The organism is Photobacterium rosenbergii (assembly GCF_033022775.1).
Classification (GTDB): domain Bacteria; phylum Pseudomonadota; class Gammaproteobacteria; order Enterobacterales; family Vibrionaceae; genus Photobacterium; species Photobacterium rosenbergii_A.
Genome location: NZ_JAWJZI010000005.1, coordinates 446,425 through 466,135 on the forward strand (window position 1 = coordinate 446,425; position 19,711 = coordinate 466,135).

General features: G+C 49.7%; 16 protein-coding genes and 1 pseudogene. 8 read left to right on the forward strand and 9 right to left on the reverse strand.

Translation table 11 applies throughout. The features are described 5' to 3' along the window. The first annotated feature begins 242 nt into the window (after window positions 1–242). Both R2X38_RS15535 and R2X38_RS15540 read left to right on the forward strand, forming a co-directional pair. The gene (locus R2X38_RS15535; protein WP_317523221.1) at window positions 243–1,340 is read left to right on the forward strand and encodes a linear amide C-N hydrolase; all 1,098 of its coding nucleotides are present in this window, start codon (window positions 243–245) and stop codon (window positions 1,338–1,340) included. A 331-nt stretch (window positions 1,341–1,671) separates the two neighbouring features. Then, window positions 1,672–2,856 carry a patatin-like phospholipase family protein gene (locus R2X38_RS15540; protein ID WP_317523223.1) on the forward strand — a complete coding sequence of 395 codons (1,185 nt, stop codon included), beginning with the start codon at window positions 1,672–1,674 and terminating at the stop codon, window positions 2,854–2,856. Between the two features lie 110 nt (window positions 2,857–2,966). On the opposite strand, the gene R2X38_RS15545 is transcribed toward R2X38_RS15540, so the two are convergent. From R2X38_RS15545 to R2X38_RS15555, 3 genes are all read right to left on the reverse strand, one after another. Beyond that, on the reverse strand, window positions 2,967–4,265 hold the full coding sequence (locus tag R2X38_RS15545) for an anaerobic sulfatase maturase (RefSeq protein ID WP_317523224.1): 1,299 nt from the start codon (window positions 4,263–4,265) through the stop codon (window positions 2,967–2,969). 102 nt (window positions 4,266–4,367) lie between these two features. Beyond that, window positions 4,368–6,806 (reverse strand): arylsulfatase, encoded by a 2,439-nt coding sequence (locus R2X38_RS15550; protein ID WP_317523225.1) that lies wholly within the window; start codon window positions 6,804–6,806, stop codon window positions 4,368–4,370. Between the two features lie 95 nt (window positions 6,807–6,901). Beyond that, the gene (locus tag R2X38_RS15555; RefSeq protein WP_317523226.1) at window positions 6,902–7,687 is read right to left on the reverse strand and encodes a hypothetical protein; all 786 of its coding nucleotides are present in this window, start codon (window positions 7,685–7,687) and stop codon (window positions 6,902–6,904) included. Between the two features lie 352 nt (window positions 7,688–8,039). On the opposite strand from R2X38_RS15555, the pseudogene R2X38_RS15560 reads away from it, so the two are divergent. Continuing rightward, a pseudogene (locus tag R2X38_RS15560) lies at window positions 8,040–8,186 on the forward strand (transposase); the annotation flags it as partial. A gap of 109 nt (window positions 8,187–8,295) precedes the next feature. On the opposite strand, the gene R2X38_RS15565 reads toward R2X38_RS15560, so the two are convergent. The 4 genes from R2X38_RS15565 to arcC all read right to left on the reverse strand — a co-directional run bounded on the left by R2X38_RS15565 (window position 8,296) and on the right by arcC (window position 11,908). Then, complete coding sequence (locus R2X38_RS15565; protein WP_317523227.1) at window positions 8,296–8,853, reverse strand: NAD/FAD-utilizing enzyme; 558 nt, start codon at window positions 8,851–8,853, stop codon at window positions 8,296–8,298. Window positions 8,854–9,006: 153 nt separating this feature from the next. Next, a complete protein-coding gene (ptcA, locus tag R2X38_RS15570; protein ID WP_317523228.1) occupies window positions 9,007–10,053 on the reverse strand; it encodes a putrescine carbamoyltransferase in 1,047 nt (348 codons plus the stop codon). Between the two features lie 302 nt (window positions 10,054–10,355). Further along, the gene (locus tag R2X38_RS15575; protein WP_317523229.1) at window positions 10,356–10,970 is read right to left on the reverse strand and encodes a TetR/AcrR family transcriptional regulator; all 615 of its coding nucleotides are present in this window, start codon (window positions 10,968–10,970) and stop codon (window positions 10,356–10,358) included. A gap of 8 nt (window positions 10,971–10,978) precedes the next feature. Beyond that, window positions 10,979–11,908: a carbamate kinase gene (gene arcC / locus R2X38_RS15580; RefSeq protein ID WP_317523231.1), complete on the reverse strand. Its 930-nt coding sequence runs from the start codon at window positions 11,906–11,908 to the stop codon at window positions 10,979–10,981. Window positions 11,909–12,184: 276 nt separating this feature from the next. Here arcC and R2X38_RS15585 point away from each other — a divergent pair, with 276 nt between their 5' ends. The 3 genes from R2X38_RS15585 to R2X38_RS15595 all read left to right on the forward strand — a co-directional run bounded on the left by R2X38_RS15585 (window position 12,185) and on the right by R2X38_RS15595 (window position 15,077). After that, entirely contained in the window at window positions 12,185–13,609 is a 1,425-nt protein-coding gene (locus R2X38_RS15585) for an APC family permease (protein WP_317523232.1), read from the forward strand. A gap of 16 nt (window positions 13,610–13,625) precedes the next feature. Beyond that, window positions 13,626–14,717, forward strand: coding sequence for an agmatine deiminase (aguA, locus tag R2X38_RS15590; RefSeq protein WP_317523233.1), 1,092 nt, complete (start codon window positions 13,626–13,628; stop codon window positions 14,715–14,717). Window positions 14,718–14,894: 177 nt separating this feature from the next. Beyond that, window positions 14,895–15,077 carry a hypothetical protein gene (locus tag R2X38_RS15595; RefSeq protein ID WP_317523234.1) on the forward strand — a complete coding sequence of 61 codons (183 nt, stop codon included), beginning with the start codon at window positions 14,895–14,897 and terminating at the stop codon, window positions 15,075–15,077. 50 nt (window positions 15,078–15,127) lie between these two features. Here R2X38_RS15595 and R2X38_RS15600 read toward each other — a convergent pair whose 3' ends face one another. Continuing rightward, window positions 15,128–16,384, reverse strand: coding sequence for a D-amino acid dehydrogenase (locus tag R2X38_RS15600; protein ID WP_317523235.1), 1,257 nt, complete (start codon window positions 16,382–16,384; stop codon window positions 15,128–15,130). A gap of 156 nt (window positions 16,385–16,540) precedes the next feature. On the opposite strand from R2X38_RS15600, the gene R2X38_RS15605 reads away from it, so the two are divergent. Further along, entirely contained in the window at window positions 16,541–17,452 is a 912-nt protein-coding gene (locus R2X38_RS15605; protein WP_317523236.1) for a LysR family transcriptional regulator, read from the forward strand. 145 nt (window positions 17,453–17,597) lie between these two features. Here R2X38_RS15605 and R2X38_RS15610 read toward each other — a convergent pair whose 3' ends face one another. Beyond that, window positions 17,598–19,127, reverse strand: coding sequence for a hypothetical protein (locus tag R2X38_RS15610; protein WP_317523237.1), 1,530 nt, complete (start codon window positions 19,125–19,127; stop codon window positions 17,598–17,600). Between the two features lie 416 nt (window positions 19,128–19,543). Here R2X38_RS15610 and R2X38_RS15615 point away from each other — a divergent pair, with 416 nt between their 5' ends. Continuing rightward, the gene (locus tag R2X38_RS15615) at window positions 19,544–19,702 is read left to right on the forward strand and encodes a hypothetical protein (RefSeq protein WP_317523238.1); all 159 of its coding nucleotides are present in this window, start codon (window positions 19,544–19,546) and stop codon (window positions 19,700–19,702) included. Window positions 19,703–19,711: the final 9 nt, after the last annotated feature.

Below are 19,711 nucleotides of genomic sequence, written 5' to 3' on the forward strand. Positions count from 1 at the left end.
TTGCGATACATCGGGGTGTGACTTGGTGCTTATAGTGATGGTTTTATCACTCCAGAAAAAGGGCAGTTCAAGCCAATGACTTTGGTCATTTTATTCCACAGTAAGCTAAATAGTTGTGTCGCTGTAATGCGCTGTAATACCCAAAACTCATCGCCTAAATGATAGTTATCTTATTCGATTGGATAGCTAATTCACTCCATTAGCTATGGCTACTTCGACTCATTGACCGATAGGGATATAGCATGTGTACTCGTATATTTAACAACCAGAACGAAGACTATCTAACAACGGCTAGGAACATGGATTGGGCAGAACAGCTGCCAACATCTCTCTACACATTCAAAAGCGGGCTTGAGAAGTCCGGCGAAAGCAAACCGAGCCAAGATACGCTGACATGGACTTCACGCTATGACAGCGTGGTATCCATGGTGGTTGGCGCAAAAAACGAAACAGACGATTTCGCCGCCTCGGACGGCATGAACTCGGTAGGGCTAGTCGCAAATGCGCTATACGACAGCAACGCAGATTATAAACGTCAAGCACATCAGGGCCAATCATACAAAAAACTCGATGTATTGCGGTGGGTGCAATATGTCTTGGATACCTGTTGCTCTGTTAAAGCGGTGGTTGATAAGTTCAACGAGAGCAGCAAGATAGAGCTTGTCGGCTCCGATGTTCCTTCATCGGATAAACCGGCCACACTGCATTTATCTGTATCGGATGTCATCGGCGACTCGGCGATCATCGAAGTTGTCGACGGTGAATTTCAGGTTCACTTAAGCCCTTCTTTCCAAGTCATGACCAATGAGCCTAGCTACAATCAACAACTGAGTTTCAATCAATATTGGCGTTGGCAGTGGAGCGAAAGCAATTCTTTCCCAAGCCACACCATCCCCGGCGGCCCATTCCCCACCGACCGCTTCGAGCGCGCGTCATTCAATATGCATCACCTGACCCGCCCTGATTCAATGGCTGAGTCCTTGGCCCAATCAAAATCCGTCATCATGAATGCCTCAGTCCCTATCGGCTTTGACTTCGGTACAAACGATCATCCCAATATCGCTCCTACATTATGGTCAACCATTTCAAGCCAAAACGAGCTAAAGTATTACTTTTGCAACGCTCGAACCACCGGGGCTTGCTGGATTGATTTGGCTAACCTCGACTCTGATATGCAGGTTGCCAAAGTCAATGTGATCACACTTGATAACAATGAGTTTATCAATCACCCATACGATGGATTGATCAATAATATGCTCTCTGCCACAGACGATCCTTTTGCCCTACCCGACGAAAATCACTCGTCATCACGCTTTAAAAATACGTTCGATCTGGTTTAACGCATACCGAGTAGTAAGACCAAGCCTCATTCACACAATGAGGCTTTCTTCAAATACTGATGCCAGATCAGAGTAGAAATACTTGATTGTAAGCACCCGCTGAGTAGATCAGCTTATCGCTATGTGAATAGATTCCCAAATATAGCTGAATGGTCTTCCATGCAAATCATGCGGTAAGGCTTTTCGCCCGGGTATACTGGAATTATGGCTAGAAATCCCCAAGTAAACTATTCGACACATCGGGTCTCAGTTATCTAACTTTGCTTGCAGATTAATAATCTATAATTTCATGCATTGATTTCGTCGGACAATCGGTGATAGGACGTAAGCGATGCGAAGTATCTTTCATTCTGCTGTGTTAATTAGCTCATTACTATTCGCTGGTTGCGCGGGAATTACTAGAAATGAAGCGGTTCCAGAATATTTGACAACCCAGGCCGTGGTACCGGGTATGGAAGGTGTACGGTATCGCTTAGGGATTGACACCGAGGCACTTCAAAAAGATGCTATCGCGTCGTTTTGGCGAGAAATGGAACATCTCAAAGCTCGTGGCCACAAAGGGCCATTACCGCCGGTGCACTTTCTGGTTATATCCGGTGGCGGTGATCAGGGTGCATTTGGTGCCGGCCTGCTAAATGGCTGGACAATCGCAGGAAACAGGCCGCGATTTAAACTGGTAACAGGTGTCAGCACCGGTGCTCTTATCGCTCCGTTTGCCTTCCTTGGTCCTAAATACGACTCCCGGCTGAGAAAACTATACACCAGCATATCCTCAGAGGATATTATCAAAGAGCGCTGGTTTCTCGCTGCGCTGACGTCTGATGCGATGGCTGATACCTCCCCACTCTGGCAGCTTCTCGAAAAAGAGATCGACGAAACCCTACTCAAGGCCATTGCCGCTGAACACGAGAAAGGCCGGATACTCCTGATCGCGACTGTCGATCTGGATGCCCGGCATTCTGTCATTTGGAACATGACAAAAATTGCGGCCAGTGGAGATCCCAAGGCGCTGGATCTTTTCCGCTCCGTTTTAATCGCCTCTGCGTCAATCCCCGGCGCCTTTCCGCCGGTGATGATTGATGTCGAAGCCGGTGGCCGTTCGTACCAAGAGATGCATGTCGATGGCGGTACGATGTCGCAGCTATTTATCTATCCACCAAGATTACATACCAAGGAAATATCAGATAAAGAACATGTCAAGAGGGAGCGTTACGCTTACATCATCCGCAATGCCAAGCTGGGCCCCAAATGGGCTTCGGTCGAGCGCCAAACAATGAGTATCGCCGAACGTGCCATCTCCTCACTGATACAGACTCAGGGTATTGGTGATCTGTACAGGGTCTACCTCATCACCCAACGGGACGGGGTGGACTACAATCTGGGCTATGTGCCTGACAGTTTCGACTACCCTCACCGCGAGGAGTTCGATACAGAATACATGAAGGCACTATTTCAGACCGGCTATGAAATGGCCGTTGAAGGCTACCCATGGAGCAAGACGCCGCCAGGTTTCTGATGCCATTGCCCCAATGCCAGCGGGGCAGACTACGGAGCAATCGGGGCACTGGCGTCTGGCATTTTTGTTTATATTCGACCCTGCGTTTACATTGACCCAGCACTCAGAAGTCACGAGGCGCCATCAGGTTTTCTGATCACCAGAGGCCCTTCTATTGCCTGCATCACATAGGATGCCGGCAAGCCGTTTTCCAACAGCGTAGCCATGGCACGCAGGTATTTACGGATATGGCGGAAAAACTTCTGGTAACCGGCACAAAGATAATGCAGTCCCGGCTCTCCATCTGGTGATGTCGCAAACCGATGTTTCGGGCAGCCTCCCCAACAGGCGTTCAGCACATCGCACTCGCGGCACCAGCGCGGCAAGGTTCGCTCTTTGTGCGGCCCGAAGCCTTCTGCCACCGAACGCTCAACCATTTGTGCCAAATCATCGGAAAGTACGTTGCCCAACCAGTAGTCGGGATAGACATAATGATCGCAGGCAAAAACGCTACCGTCGTGCTCCATGGCAACCGCGCGGCCACACTGCCTAGAGAAAATACACACCGGCGACGGCTCCCCCATCCAAGCAGTCAGGGCCCATTCGAAATTCATCACAAACATCTCTCCCACGTCCTCGCGAACCCACTCCTCGTAGACAGCAATCAAGAAGTCACCGTATGGCTCGGGCTCCACTGTCCAGGGGGTCACTTCCGTGTTGGGCTCAATCTTCTCAAGCGTTGAAGGGGATGCGAACCACAACCCAAGCGCCGACGTCTCCTCATCCGGCTGGCGCTCGACAACGGGGGAAAATTGAATATATTTGATCCCTGCCTGTTTAAAAAAACGATACACCTCAAGTGGCTGGTAGGCCGTTTCGCGACCGACACAGGCAAGCGCATTGAATTCCACCTGGTGTTTCTGCAGCAACCTGATCCCTTTCATGACGCGTTCGAAGGTTCCTTTGCCACGCCGATCCTTACGATAACGGTCATGGATTGCCTCGGGACCGTCCAAGCTAACACCAATAAAAAAATCGTTGTCCTTGAAGAACTCGCACCATTGATCATCCAGCCGCATGCCGTTGGTCTGCAGGCTATTCCTGATCTCCTTGTGTTGCCGGTAGGGTGCCTGCAACTCGACAACCTTGCGGAAGAAATCCAGTCCCAGCAAGGTTGGCTCACCGCCCTGCCACAGAAACTCGACCACCGGTGTCGGCTGCGACTCGATATACTGACGAATATACGCAGCCAATACCTCGTCCGACATTCGGTAGCGCTCATTGGGTGCAAACAGCGCATGTTTTTCGAGGTAGAAGCAATAGTCACACTGAATATTACACACTGGGCCAATGGGCTTGGCCACCACATGAATACCCTGCCGAGCCCTCCCCTTATCCGCCAACGTATTACTCGACTGCTTTTGGGCCATGGGCTTTTCTCCTTCCTTGCAACGGGCAGGAGTGGATGCACAAGGTCATCCACCCCGGTCAAATGTTGAACTTATATCAGCACGGGCTAGGGCCCATACGGTCTATTCCACCGGCATGACCTCGACGGTCACTTTGTTTATATTGCCAGTAAAATGCGACTCGGCCTCCGAGCCAATTGCCTCCACTACCGGGGTCGCCAGATCAATTCCAACGTCCGCCGTCTCGTCAGCAGAGAAAACTATCGGCTGGGTCCGTGAAATCCGCCCTTCGGCCACTTTCTCGTCATTGACGAACAGGGTGCCCAGCCCCCCCTTGCCCAGACCGTCGCCATCATAATCGAAGACGAAACGGATGGTGGACTTGCCGGGTTTGAGCTTGCCCTTGGCGGCAACGGTAAAGCGCTCAAGACCGAGAAAATTGTAATCGTAGGCTGGCACGCCGTCCTTCACATACAGCGCCCACCCGCCGAAACGCCCACCCTGGACAATAATCGCGCCGTTTCCACCACCCTCGGCCACCTCGATCTCGGCAGTAATGGTCTTGGACTTGTTTTTGATATTCAGGAACACATTCTCGGACATCCCGGTCATCCCTCCGGCCAGGGTCAACGAGGTGCGATCCCCCATCAGATCCGGCCTGCCAGCCAAAGCCGGATTCACCCGCTCCACAACTCGGTCATCAATGGGCAATACCATGTTCTTTTCTGCCTCCTGCATGAACAAGTCCTGCATTTCAGCTAATTTCTCGGGGTTATCTTGCGATAAGTCATTGAGCAAACTGAAGTCGTTACGGGTGTCAAAAAGCTCCCAAATATCCTCGCTAAGCCCGCGGCGCGGCTGCATTTCCCACGGCGCCCGGTGAATAGTCCGTGCAAACCAGCCATCGTGATAAATCGCACGATTGCCGAACATCTCGAAATACTGGGTGACATGCCGTTCTTTGGCATTGGTATCATCAAAACTATAGACCATGCTTACACCGTCCATGGAGCGCTGCGGAACACCGTTGACCTGTTTAGGTTCAGGCAGGCCGGCGGCCTCGAGAATCGTCGGCGCAACGTCAATAACATGGTGGAATTGCTCACGCTGTTCGCCCTTGGACTTAATGCCCTTAGGCCAGTGGACAGCCATACCGACCTTGGTGCCACCATGATCCGATGCCACCTGCTTGGTCCATTTGTAAGGGGTATCGAACGCCACCGCCCAGCCTGCGGCCATGTGCGGGTAGGTCTCGGGGCCACCCCACTTGTCGATGACCTTGAGCATGTCCGGCACCTTTTCCTGCACCCCGTTAAAATAGGTCATCTCGCTGAACATACCGTTGCGACCACCTTCGGAGCTGGTACCGTTATCCCCGTAAACGAAGAAAATCAAGGTGTTCTCAAGTTGGCCTATTTCCTCAATCGCCGCAACCACCCGGCCAATCTCATGGTCAGTCATCTCTACGTAGCCGGCAAATACCGCCGCCTGATGGGCGAACAGGGTCTTTTCATCCGCACTCAGCGTGTCCCAATCCGGGATTGCCTTTGGCTTGGGGGCGAGCTGAGTACCTTTGGGCACAATACCCTTTTCAATCTGACGCTCCAGGATCTGCTCTCGCAACTTATCCCAGCCATGATCGAATTTGCCTTTCCAGCGCTCGATCCACTCCTTGGGGACATGATGCGGCGCATGGGTCGCCCCCGGGGCGAAATAGACAAAAAACGGCTTATCCGGCGTCAGGGCCTTTTGGTATTTCATCCAGGCAACGGCTTGATCTGTCATATCAGTCAGGAAGTGATAGTCCGGATCATCCGGCAACGTCACCGGGTGAGTACCGTCGTATATAAACGGTGCCCATTGATTTGTCTCTCCGCCAAGAAACCCATAGAACTTATCGAAGCCCTGTTTCGTCGGCCAGCGGTCCAAAGGTCCCGAAATGCTGGCTTCCCAAGCGGCTGTCTCATGCCATTTACCGAATGCCGCGGTACTGTAGCCGTTATAGCGGAGTATTTCGGCAACCGGTGCGACATTATCGGGGATCTGGCCTGTGTTGCCAGGGAAGGCGGTGCCGGTTTCAATAATCCCGCCCATGTTGTTGACGTGGTGGTTGCGCCCGCTCTTGATAGCCGCGCGGGTCGGTGAAGAAACCGCCGTGGTATGGAAGTTGTTGTAGCGCACCCCTTGCGCCGCCGCACGGTCGAACGTCGGAGTATCGACCGGGCCGCCGAATGTACTGGTACCGGCAAAGCCAAGATCATCAACCAAGACGATTACCACGTTGGGGGCTCCCTCAGGTGCCTTTACCTCAAAGCGCGGCGGTGGGGTTGCGTTGCGAACGTCAAGTTCGGTATAAACAGGCGGCGCAGGCTCAGGAATTGGCAATACCGTTCGATCCAGTGATTGCTCCGCACCTATGACCGGTGTCGCACCGAGCGCAACGACAGTCGTGGTTAGAATTGAGCCCAGCGCGGTTGTACCGCGACTCGGCCAGTGCGGTTCAGCTGGTGCGTTGATTTTTCTGATCGACGCCCTGAGGGTGTTTAATTTAGCATGTTTCATTATTACTCCTTAGAGCCAACATGTAACAGCACTTATGGTTGAGTGAACGAGAGACACTCGTTAGCGCAACATCATGACTAGCCCCGGGGGCCGGTCTAGAAACGAATACCTAGCCCCAAATAGGGTCCTTTTGCCGCCATATCCCAAACAAAACCGTCATCTTCATAATCCCAATACAGGTGTCGATAGCCAAGTTTTGCCGTATACCCCTTGCTAAACTCCCAGTTGACCCCGGCCATCAGCTGATAGGTCAAATCTGAGCCTCCCCCGCCGATATCCAGATACCCCGTTAGTTTGACCTTGTCCGACAAGGCATGCAGAGCATGCATGCCAATCACGACATCAGCCCAGTTCTCGGTGTCTCCAGCACTGGCATCACCGCCGAATGGCGCCGGCGGATCAAACGCGATAACGATATCCATGTCGACTTCCATCCGTGTATAGCGAAGGGCACCAAAACCTTCCAGCGTCGTTTTGCCGTCGTCGACCAACTGATAGCCCACCGTGCCCTGTGCAATATACATCGTGCTCGATACATCCAGTTTGCCGTTACCGGTCAGGAAACCTGCGGAACCCTGAACCGGAGCGGAACTCTCGTTATTTAAGTCGATATACACCCCTTCCAGTCCCAAAACCCAGCGGCCCTTTCTGGCCGTAAACAATCCCATAAATCCCATATCAAGATCACTAATAATGTCGCTGAAAGACGCATCAAGATCGGTAGTAAAGCCGCGTACACCCGTCGTGCCTTCCATTCCCGCGGCAAGCAGGTAGGGAGTGAACTCATACTGCCATTGAGAAGCTTCACTCGCGTTGGAGACCGAACAAAAACTAAACCCAGCCAATGAAAGGGGAAGAGCGGCCATAATGTGTGTTTTCATGACGTTGTTCCTATTGGTTTTCTCTCATGGAAAACAGCAGTGCTTAAATAATCTGGATACAGCCCCCGCCAGGGCGACATGCTGTGCGTAATAGACTATTGTGCGTCGATGTCAACATTGAGCCCAGCCCGGCGTTTGTTGGTGCGATGGACAAACGGACTGTCAGCGTGCTCAGAGTGACACTTCAGTGAGGAATGAAGCAGTAAATAGTCTTGTTTATGTTGAATACCCACACTAATATAGATGGTAATTAGGCTTTGCTCTCAAAATGGTTGTTTCTTTTTTAATACCTTCCACTTATTGCTCAATTCAAACGGGCAACGGCTTTTCACTCTTGGGAGAAATTATTTTTGGCGTCACTCTTATTACGACACACCGTAATAATATAAAACCAAAAGTACTTGCAGCCTGGGATAGAGAAATGCGGCCAAAAAGGTTCATTATCGAGACCATCAATGACCAACAGAAAAACATTTCTCAGGTCGGTCAAGCACCACATCCAGATTGAAGGTAAGGACGACTTGGCTTATATGATACTCCCCCAACTCACAGCAAAGCCGGCATTAAAACCGGCTTTGCTGTCATGTCATTATTTTTTGGTTTGCGACCTAAGGCAAGGTATGCATCATCCGGTCCCAGCGGTTGTGCAGAGACACCAACCAGCGTGGTGGGGCTTTGCCCGTCCCAGCCGGTTCGAGCTTGTTGTGGGCTAAGGTCACATTAGCCAGCATGATTTCTTGCTCGGGCTCAACATCAACCATCAGCACATGGCGTCCAGACTGGAGTACCTGTTTGAAGCGACGGAACTGGTAATGCAGTTCCTGGAACCCAAACAGCCCCCTTTCCCAGGTGATAAAGCCCATCATGATGATTGCCAGCATAATGAAAGGGAGCCAACCGACTGTTTCCACCACACCTGTGGCATACGCAAAGAACAACACCAATGCTGCTACCACAATGCCTATCACAGCCCCAATTTCGGTGGAGTGGATAACATCATTGCGCATAAAGGATTTCACCGGATGGAGATGTTGATGGCTGGCAACCTCGGCATCATTGTCGGTGAGCACGTGGATTTGCGACGGGCCGAGCCCACTGAGCTCCAACTCGTATTCCACCAGCTCTAGGTCGTCTAAGTCATCGCTAATGTAAAAAACCCTAACCATAAGGGCCTCCAGACATTTCGATTCGACGGGGTTGTCATTAAATTTTAAACCATCTTTCACATTCGTGAGGGGTTTAACAGCTATGTCCCATTGCCCATCAAACGAAAACAGCCCGATGCAAGCATCGGGCTGTTTCACATTAATGGGAGGAAATTATAATGCAGAGAGGAAATGATCAATTTTCTCTTTGTGGGCCGCTTCAACCTCTGGAGTCGGAATGGTCATATCCTTATGAGTGAAGTACACCAACAGCGCCATTTGTGCGGTTAGGCGGTTCTCGGCCTCGTCGAAAATCAACGAATTATCCGCTTCCATTACACCACGGGTACATTCACGCTGATCATTGGCTGGCAGGCAATGCATGAACATGGCATTTGGCCCGGCTTTCGCCATCATCTCTTCCGTCACCACATACTCAGGGATGAAGGTAGATAGGCGGATCTCTTTTTCTTCCTCCTGACCAAACCAGTAGAAGCTGTCAGCGACGATGATATCGCAGCCTGCGACTTCGTCAGTATTGTCAGTGATAACCAGTTTACCGCCTGACGTTTCACAGTTGCCCAGCGCAATTTCAACCCACTCCTGTGGTGCCTTGAAGCGCTCAGGGCAGATGTGCTTGAAGGTCATACCAAACTTGGTACAGGCAAACATCAGTGAAGACGCTACGTTGGTCGCATCGCCCACGAATGCAACGGTCAAATCACTTAACGCTTTGCCTTCAGGTAGGTGCTCTTTCATGGTGAACAGGTCGGCCATGATCTGGGTCGGATGCAGCCAGTCACACAAGCCATTGATAACAGGTACGCTGGCATTTTTCGCCAAGCCAGCCACTGTATCATGCTCATCAACACGGGCCATAATCACATCAACCATGCGCGAGAGTACGCGGCCGGTATCTTCCAATGATTCTTTGGCACCAAGGTGGATATCCTTCGGTGATAGGAACAGTGCGTGGCCGCCAAGAATTGTCGCAGCGGTTTCGAAAGACACGCGGGTACGGGTAGAAGGCTGCTCGAAAATCATCGCGACCGATTTGCCTTTGAATAGCTGGGGAACCGCATTGTCTCGGCGAGCCTGCTTAAGCATCGCCATCAACTCTAAAATATCCTCAAGCTCTTGTTTGGTAAAATCCTGAGTTTTCAGAAAATGGCGCAGATTTGGTTTATTTAGTTCAGTTGCACTAGAAGATGGAAGTCTCATTTTCGTATCCTTTTTACCAGAGTTAATTTATTCATCGAGCAATCACTATTTGGTGTATTGCTTGGTTGAATTCAGTATCCATAAAATGAACCATCGATTCTAAAATTAGAATCACTAATCGGTAGTGTTATTTCGAGTTGAATAATCTGATTGACGCAAGTCACATTGATTAAATTGAATTAACGGAATTTTTCGATATTCATTTTTAATCGTTTATCTAGCCAATAAAAAAACCTACTATTGCAATGGCAACAGCAGGTTTATAAGCAATATATTGTACTTGCTTTTGTCGATAGAAATAATTAGTTGAGAGTGACCGCCTTAGGTAGTTGCTTAGGCAAATATGTCCCTAAATAAGCCTCGGTGATCACAATGGCTTCCCTGGCCATTTCGGGCGCAATATCGCCATTCTCCCGATAATTCATCGAATAGACTTTATCAGCAACCTGCAACGCAATCGCAAAAATATTCACATCACTCGGTAGCTCAGGCAGGGTAAAGTACTGCCGGTAAATATCTTCTACCTTCTTGCCCAGAACCAGATCATTTTGTGCATCAGCCTGCCTGACGGAAGAGTAAGTATGTTGCCCTAATAACGTGTGCTGCGCCAAAGGTGCCAGGCGATAATAGTCAACGAAACTCTGCTCTATCATCCTGTTAATATCAGACCAATGGTGGACTTTATCTGCCACTACGGCATCGTCTAATACTTTCTCAAAGTCATCAAAGACCGAATTCATCAACTCGCAAATCAAGGCTTCAATATTCGGGTAATGATGATAAACCGTTGAAGCTGCAATTGCCGCTTCCTTGGCAACATCATAAATTGATATTGCGCTCACCTCCCTCTGTGACGCCAAACGAATTGCCGCTGAATGGATCCTCTCAAGCCTCTTTTCTGTCGACTCTTTTCGCATTGAGTTACCTATCCGTGTATATGTGTTCCAGAACGGTTTGCCATAATCTCTGCCGTTTTATGAAGCGAGCCGATATGCCCTATCCCTGTTGCCCCCGCACCTTTGGTATAGGCCGCAAAGTCACAACAGGCTTCCACCTTCGGTGCCATAGACCCTGCAGCAAAGCTGTATTGCTGCACCTGCTCAACCGTTACATCGTAGAGTGGCTGCTCTGTTGGCTTACCCCAATCAACACAGACGTAATCGCCATCAGTGAGGATAAGCAGATGCTGCGCATTCAACTGCTTGGCCAATGTTGCCGCAGAAAAATCCTTGTCTATCACAGCCTCAACCCCGGTCATTTCACCTTCTTTCTCAACCACCGGGCAGCCGCCACCACCGCAACATATTACTGTATGACCCGCATCGAGTAATGTGCGTATACTATCAATTTCAATAATTCCCTGAGGGAATGGCGAAGGAACAACCCGGCGCCAGTAATCGCCGTCCGGTTTAATATCCCAGCCATACTGTGCCGACTTTTCTTGGGCGGTTTCTTTGTCATAAACCGGTCCAATAAATTTATTTGGCGCATCAAAAGCGGGATCCGATTGGTCAACCGCAATTTGCGTCACCACCGTGCTTACATGACCATTTTTTAGATATTTCTTCAGGCTCCGGGCCATCATATATCCGATCATCCCTTGGGTTTCAGCGCCCAATACATCGAGCGGATAAGGCGGTGCATCGGTGTAAGCTAAATTTTGAAGCGCAAGTAAACCCACCTGCGGGCCATTGCCATGAACCACAACAACACGGTAGTTCTCGCTTAATTCTGCCAACGCCTTCGAGGCAATATCAATATTATTGGCTTGATTTTCGTAACTCATTAATTCGCCACGCTGTAATAGTGCATTACCACCAACAGCGACCACAATAATTGGTTTATCCTGTGCCATTCTACCTACCCACCTTATTGATCATTGAATACCTGCCATTCAATTTATCGCTAATAATAATTACCATTATTTGATTAGAATCAATTTTCTCTCCCTAGCCATATTGACGTAGTTTATTTATGGTAAGAGTCACGCCTTTGGCAGCCATATATTAACGATGCCCGATAAGTGATTCTAATAACGAATATCTACCCGCCGTAGTCATAAGATAATTCCGTGAAATAAAGAATTGGACATCAAGCATAAATAACGTGTAACAATCACGGAGATATAATTATGGAAACACAAACCTCAGGCGGTAAGATGGGAGTAGGCAGTCTCGCCCTCTTTAGCCTATGTGCTGTTATCGTCGTTGATACCTTGACGGCTTCTGCCTCCATTGGCGTCAGTGCTATCGGGTGGTGGCTGGTTACCCTCATTGTTTTTGTTATCCCATACGGATTAATCACTTCTGAACTCGGCACCACCTACCCAGGCGACGGTGGTATTTACGACTGGGTCAAAAAGGCTTTCGGCTACAAATGGGCGGTCAGGACAACGTGGTTTTACTGGATTAACGTTGGCTTATGGATGCCTGCAGTCTACATCATGTTTGCCGGTATGTTCGCCGAACTCTTCTTCCCCGGGCTCTCTCTGATGTGGCAAATCGCCATTTGTATTGCCCTCACCTGGCTTACTATCTGGATTTGTAATGTCTCGGTTGATGTCGGGGTATGGGTCACCAACATCGGGGCAATCCTTAAAGTGACCGTTATCGCAGTGCTGGGCTTTGGTGGTTTCTTCTACGCTGCCAAGCACGGTGTTGCCAATGAGTTTACCTTCTCAGCCATGATGCCAAGCCTGGATACTGGCGTGGCGTTCCTTCCAGCTTTAGTGTTCAACCTGATGGGGTTTGAGCTTGTCGCGACCATGACCAAAGAGATGAAAGACGTCCGTGACATGCCAAAATCCATCTTCCTTGCTGCGGCTATCACAGCCTTTCTGTATGTCTTTGGCACTGTTGGTATTCTGATGGCGCTGCCGGTACAGGATATCGGTTTGGTTGCGGGTATTGTCGATACCCTGCGCAAACTCTTCGGTACAGGCGCCTTTGGAACCATGATGGTGTACTTGATTGGTACCATGGCACTGCTGACCTTTATCGGCAACATGGTGACCTGGACTATGGGTGCCAGCCGTGCCGCCGCTGAAGCTGCTAACGAAGGCGAGCTACCTGAAGCCGTCGCTAAAATGTCTGAGAAACACGACACCCCAGTCGGGGCCAACAATATTACCGGTATCCTATCGACCGTAGTGATTTTGGCTTACGCTATCTTTGCCCAAACCAGTGACGATTTATTCTGGTCAGTTTTTGCCTTCTCCAGCTGTATTTTCCTTCTGCCTTACCTGTTTATGTTCCCGTCATACCTGAAGTTGCGTATCAGTGACCCAGAGACAGAGCGTCCTTTCCGGGTACCAGGTGGTCTAGGAGTTCAGTGGGTACTCAGCATTATCTGCTTCGTGGTAATTGCCCAGGCCGTAATCTTGTTTATCTTCCCTGAGCTTATCGATATGACCGTCAACTGGACATACAGTGCACCGGTACTTATCGGGGTCATTTTGACAGTGGGGATCGGTGAATACCTTCTGAAACTCGCAGTTGCCAAAAAGAATGCAGAACAAGCTGAGCAACCTAGCCAACAACCTTCTCATAGCCATTAATTAAGGATGTCTAGCCATGAGCAAACGAATTGATTCAACACCAAGACAAGACGGCTTCAGAATGCCGGGCGAACATGAACCTCAAGCAGCAGTTTGGATGGCATGGCCCGAGCGCACCGATAACTGGCGCTTCGGTGGTAAGCCGGCACAGACAACCTTCGTCAAGGTCGCGGAAGCTATCTCCCAGTCAACCCCAGTCAATATGGTGGTCAGTGCCCAGCAATTTGAAAACGCCCGCCAGATGCTGCCAGACCACGTCCGATTGGTCGAAATGAGCACTGACGATTCATGGATGAGGGATATCGGACCATCTTATGTGGTTGATAAAGACGGCCATAGGCGCGGCGTCGATTGGCATTTCAACGCTTGGGGCGGTTTGGTCGATGGTTTGTACTTTCCTTGGGACAAAGACGACGCGGTGGCACAAAAAGTGTGTGAATTCCATGGCGATGCCAGCTACCGAGCTCCGATTGTGCTAGAAGGCGGCTCAATCCACGTCGATGGTGAAGGCACCCTATACACCACCGAAGAGTGCTTGCTCCACCCGAGCCGCAACCCAGACTTGTCCAAAGAAGACATCGAACAAGTCCTTTACGATTACCTCTCCGTGGAGAAAGTCATTTGGATCCCGAGCGGTTTGTACAATGACGAAACGAACGGCCATGTCGATAACCTAATTCATGTCGTCCGCCCTGGCGAGGTGGTGCTGACTTGGTGTGACGATGAGAATGACCCACAATATGACATCTCGCGCCAGGCGCTGGATGTACTAGAAACCCAGACGGATGCCAAAGGCCGGAAAATCAAAGTCCATAAACTGCCGATGCCTGGGCCTTTGTTCATCTCAGAAAATGAAGCCAGTGGTGTCGATGTGTCCCACGGGATGGAGCGTACACCGGGCGAGCGCTTGGCGGGCTCTTATGCCAACTACCTCGTCACCAATGATCAGATTGTCTATCCGCTGCTTGATGACAACCTGGATGCCGAAGTGGAAGACTTACTCAACGACCTCTACCCAGGCTACAAGGTCACTGGCGTCGATGCCCGGGAGATTTTATTGGGCGGGGGCAATATCCACTGTATTACCCAGCAGGTGCCTTATGTTTAACCGCATGAGTTAGGCTGAAAGGCTGATATTTACTCGTTCACGTAATACAAAGCGAGCCTGGTTTTACCAGCTCGCTTTGCAACCATTGCCAAATTGCCAAATTGACCTGCCGCTGACACAGCGCTCACCCCATATAGATACAGTGCCTTCCCCAGTTTTACTTAAACCCTTTTGACGATGAAAAAAATCACTTTACTGCTAGCTCTATTTGCCTCAGTGACCCTAACTGGCTGCCAACTGACCCATGTTGAAGGGGAAGTCGACGGCGTCACCATCAAGGCCTCGAACAAAGATGACCACCATAGCCACGGCAACGGCAGCTTCTGTCCACCGGGCCAGGCCAAAAAAGGCAATTGCTAACGAGCAGTACATTGCATGAAGCCGCAAATCGAGCGGCTTCAAAGCGGAGATCAATGGATATAGCGGTAAACATCCAGGCCAGTGGTATCGATATCCGTTTCTGAGCCACTAATAATGTCGGCCAGCAACTTACCCGAGCCGCATGCCATGGTCCAGCCCAATGTTCCGTGGCCCGAGTTGGTGAACAAATTCTTGATCGGTGTTTTGCCTATCACCGGCGTGCCATCTGGCGTCATTGGCCTTAGGCCTGTCCAGTATTCTGCTTTTTCAATCTCGCCACCTTGCGGGAATAGGTCCTGAATCACCATGGCAATGGTTGCCTTACGTTTCTCGGCTAAGTTCAAATCAAACCCAGCTAACTCTGCCGTACCCGCAACACGGATCCTGTTATCAAATCGGGTCATGGCTACCTTGTAGGTCTCATCCATCACTGTCGAGATAGGGGCTGCATCGCCATTTTTAACCGGCATGGTGAGTGAGTACCCCTTAACTGGGTAAACCGGAACCACTATTCCAGCTTGGGATAAAACCTGCGGCGAATAGCTTCCCATCGCCACCACAAAGGCATCCGCTTTGAACTCACCGCAACGGGTATGTACCGAGCTTATTCGGTTATCGTCGACTTCCAGTCTGGTTATCTCAGTATCAAACTTAAAATTCACACCTGCTTGTATCGCAAGCTCAGTCAGTTGCTGGCAGAACAAGTAACAGTCACCGGTTTCATCATCAGGCAGGCGCAGCCCCCCCACCAACTTATCTTTGACTGCAGCCAAAGCAGGCTCAGCAGCAACACACCCTGCCACATCCAGTTCCTGAAAACGGGTACCACTTTCAGAGAGCAACTCAATATCTTTGGCGACCGCTTCCAACTGCTTATCAGTGCGGAACACCTGCAGCGTACCCTGCTGGCGTCCTTCGTAATTCAGATCATATTCATTGCGCAGTTGCTTCAGGCACTCCCGGCTGTAGTTGGCAATTCGCAGCATACGGGATTTATTGACCTGATAGCGGGCAGTATTGCAGTTCGCCAACATCTTGCTGGCCCAGAGGTATAGCTCAGGCGACACCGAGGGCTTGATTTTCAGTGGCGCGTGCTCCTGCAGCAGCCACTTCATGGCTTTGACCGGAATGCCCGGCGCTGCCCAAGGCGATGAGTAACCATATGAGATTTGCCCGGCATTGGCAAAGCTGGTTTCCTCGGCACTGCGCGGCTGACGGTCAATAACTGTGACATCATGACCCGCTTGGCGCAGATACCACGCTGAGGTCAACCCAACTACACCACTTCCCAATACAATGACTTCCATCAGAATCCTCGTAAATCATTCCAGCCAATCTGGATTTATGACCGCATTATTGTGCGAGCAAGAATCCTTTATTTACATTCTGCTAACAATCGATAATATTTAAGGGCTGCGTTTAGAAAAACTAAACACAGTGAATTAACCATCTCGAGGATTACTGTGAGAACAAGTACATTCGCTGGCCTCACCACCTTTGCGGTTGTGGCCAAACACCAAAGCCTAACCAAGGCAGCGCAAGAGCTGCACCTAACTACGGGTGCACTCAGCCAACAAATCAAGCAACTAGAGCAGCGATTGGATGTCACCTTGTTCCACCGCCATTCTCGCGGGCTTACCCTCACCGACAGTGGCAAGCGGTTGTTTGACGTGGTTGAACTCAGTCTTGGGCAAATTAACCAAGTGTTAGCTGAGCTAAAAGCCCCGGAAAGCAGTACCGAAATCAGGCTCAAGCTCACGCCGTCTTTTGCCTTTAAATGGCTGGTACCAAAACTCCATGACTTCAACCGCCAGTACCCTGAACTTAAAGTGCAAACCTTTGCCGATGGTGCACTGGTTGATCATAAGTGTGATGATGTGGACTTGGTAATTGATTATTGCCAGTTTGGCCGTGATACCAGCGGCGGTAATGCCAACGGCGGTGAACTGTTGCTTGAAGAGCACCTTGTCCCAGTCATGAGCCCGGCGTATTACCAACACTTCAATTGGCAATCAAAAAACGTATGGCATGACGTCACTCTGCTTCATGATGCAATGCCATGGCACGGGGCCCAGAAAGATCAGGAGTGGCAGGGCTGGTTTGATTCGATGGGGCTAAAACTTTCCCATTTGCCGCAGGGGCATTATTTCAACCGCACTGATATGGCAATGGCAGCGGCAGAAGCAGGTCTCGGCGTCGCCCTAGCTAGGCAGGCTTTGTTAGGGAAAGAGGTTGAACAAAAACGGCTCATTAGTCCCTACCCCGCCATTAAGGCGCAGGCAGGTTATTTCCTCTACCGGCAGCACAATACAACTGCTGTTGAATGTTTTTGTCAGTGGTTGAGCCAAACCATCGCACAGCTGCACAGCCAATAGAAACTGCAGGCACAAAAAAGTCACCGCCACCAGCCCAAAGGAAAGAGCTGCTGGCGGTGACTTAAATCTGCTACTTGGCAATTAAATTACAATATGAACAAGTTACAAGGTAAACAAGTTCAAGCCAAACAAGTCACTCGCGTAGTTACACTGAGAATGCTGAGAAAAGCACACCTAGGGAGCCGATGATAAATACAGCCATTACCGCTTTGCTCGCCATCGGGCCGTTGTTCTCTGCCGCTTTACCAAACAGGCCAAATACCAACGGGTGTACCAGGAATGGCGTCGCAAAGATAAAGGTGATCATGCTAGCTGCTTCCGCACCGAACATACCGCCCTGCGTCGCTGCAAACAAACCAAAGTGAGACAGGCCAGAAGCGGCTGCCATAGAGGCATTCTCAATAGGCATACCCGCGAAGTGCAGGATGGTAAAGCTACCGAATACAGCAGTGATCTGCCAACCGAATGAGAACTGCATCAAACCTTTGATTTCCATCTCATCGTTACCATTTGCCTTACGCAAGTTCTTGGTTGCCAGGTAAACACAGCCTAGGCCAATAAGGACAAGAGGTAGCACCCATTGCACCAGAAGCACACCGCTTTCTGCACTTGCAGCCAAAATGGTAAATACAAAGATGTGGCCAAGGAAAGGCACGTTAATCATGATTGGAGCACGGCCTGCCGCCGTTGCACCAAGGTCACCCGCCGTACATGCGCCGGTCAAACCTGAGTGCGATAGGCCACCCGCCATACCTGGAGCCAGGTTACGGACGTGGTTAGCATTCGCGAGGAAGATAAGGATCGCCAGACCACCGAACATCCAGAACATCTGGCCAGCGAAACCGTATACGATTACGCTCTGTAGACCAGGGATGCTGAACGCTTCCATCATGTGAGAACCACCCACCAAGAAGCTACCGGTAAGTACGACAGGAATACCGGCAAACAGCAACGCGTTCATTGTTGGACCCAACTTCCACTTAGGCATTGCCATACCTAGGCCCGAAGACAGTACCATTGCAAAGAAAATCTGCGGCAGGCCGATAAAGCCCGATACCAACTGGGAAATACGTAGCGAAATAATCAATACCGCAATGATAGCAAGTACTTCAACCACACCACGCACTAGGTAATTACGCTTGTTGGCAATTTTTGCCTTGCTATCAATAAGGATCAGAGAAATTGTCATACCTACATAGGCTAGTGCCATGTAAGACTCACCAAGAGGGTGAGATCCACTGCGACCAGAAATCAGCGCAGAAACCATTTCGATACTCATTAGCAGCACAAATGCACGGATCACATACACCAGCTGCGTACTTGTTGTACCGACAAAAACTTCATGTTTACCCGGTTCAACCAAGCTCTCGACACTGCCCAGCTGCTTCATCAACAAGCGGCGGATTTCCTGTCCACCTACGAAGAATGAGGCAATCAGCGCAATGACTGTGGTCTGGCCTAGCAACACAATAACCGGGAAATCACCCAAGCCAGGTTGAGCAAGCCCACTTTCCACAAATAGCGTACCCATTAGCAGACCGAAGACAACGATCATCAATACTGCTGAGTACTTAGTGCCCGCAACAACGGTACGAGCGAGTAAAACCATGATAACCACAGCGACCATGGAGAAAAACAAGTGATTGAAAGCCACTAGATAGGATAAGTTTTCCATCAAAACTCCAAATAAAACCGCCCCAAAAAAAGCGGTAATTAAACTTATTTACCAGTAAGCATCCTTGCTTGCTCATTAAACATTGCACTTAAAAAATGCTAAAAAAAAGGCACCGAACTGACGTCCGGAGCCTCGCTATATTGTCTATTAACTTGAGTGTTTATAACCATGTCAAAAGTGTTACAGTGCAATTCAACTGTTACCATTCATGCAAAAACGGTTAGGTTTTATTTATATGAAACCACATCCATTTCGATATTGTTCTTAGCTGCAGAAAAGCCCTTTATTTTTAGTAGTTAAGCGAAGAATACTGTTCCCAAAAGACTCATGGTGAGTATTTTCAGTTTTTAATGTGCCCCTATCACTAACTAAAAAAATCTGTGATGCGCTAATCAATTTAACATTTGGACATATTTATGTACCCAAGTAACCTCAAGGTACTGGTTCAGCGAGATTTACTTGGGTATATGCTCACTATCGAGATCAAACTGGTTTTCCTGCTCGACTTCCTGCGTAATACCAACCTGGAACTTATTCAGATTGATAACAAAAAGGCCCTAGGTTTAAAAACCTAGGGCCTTTTA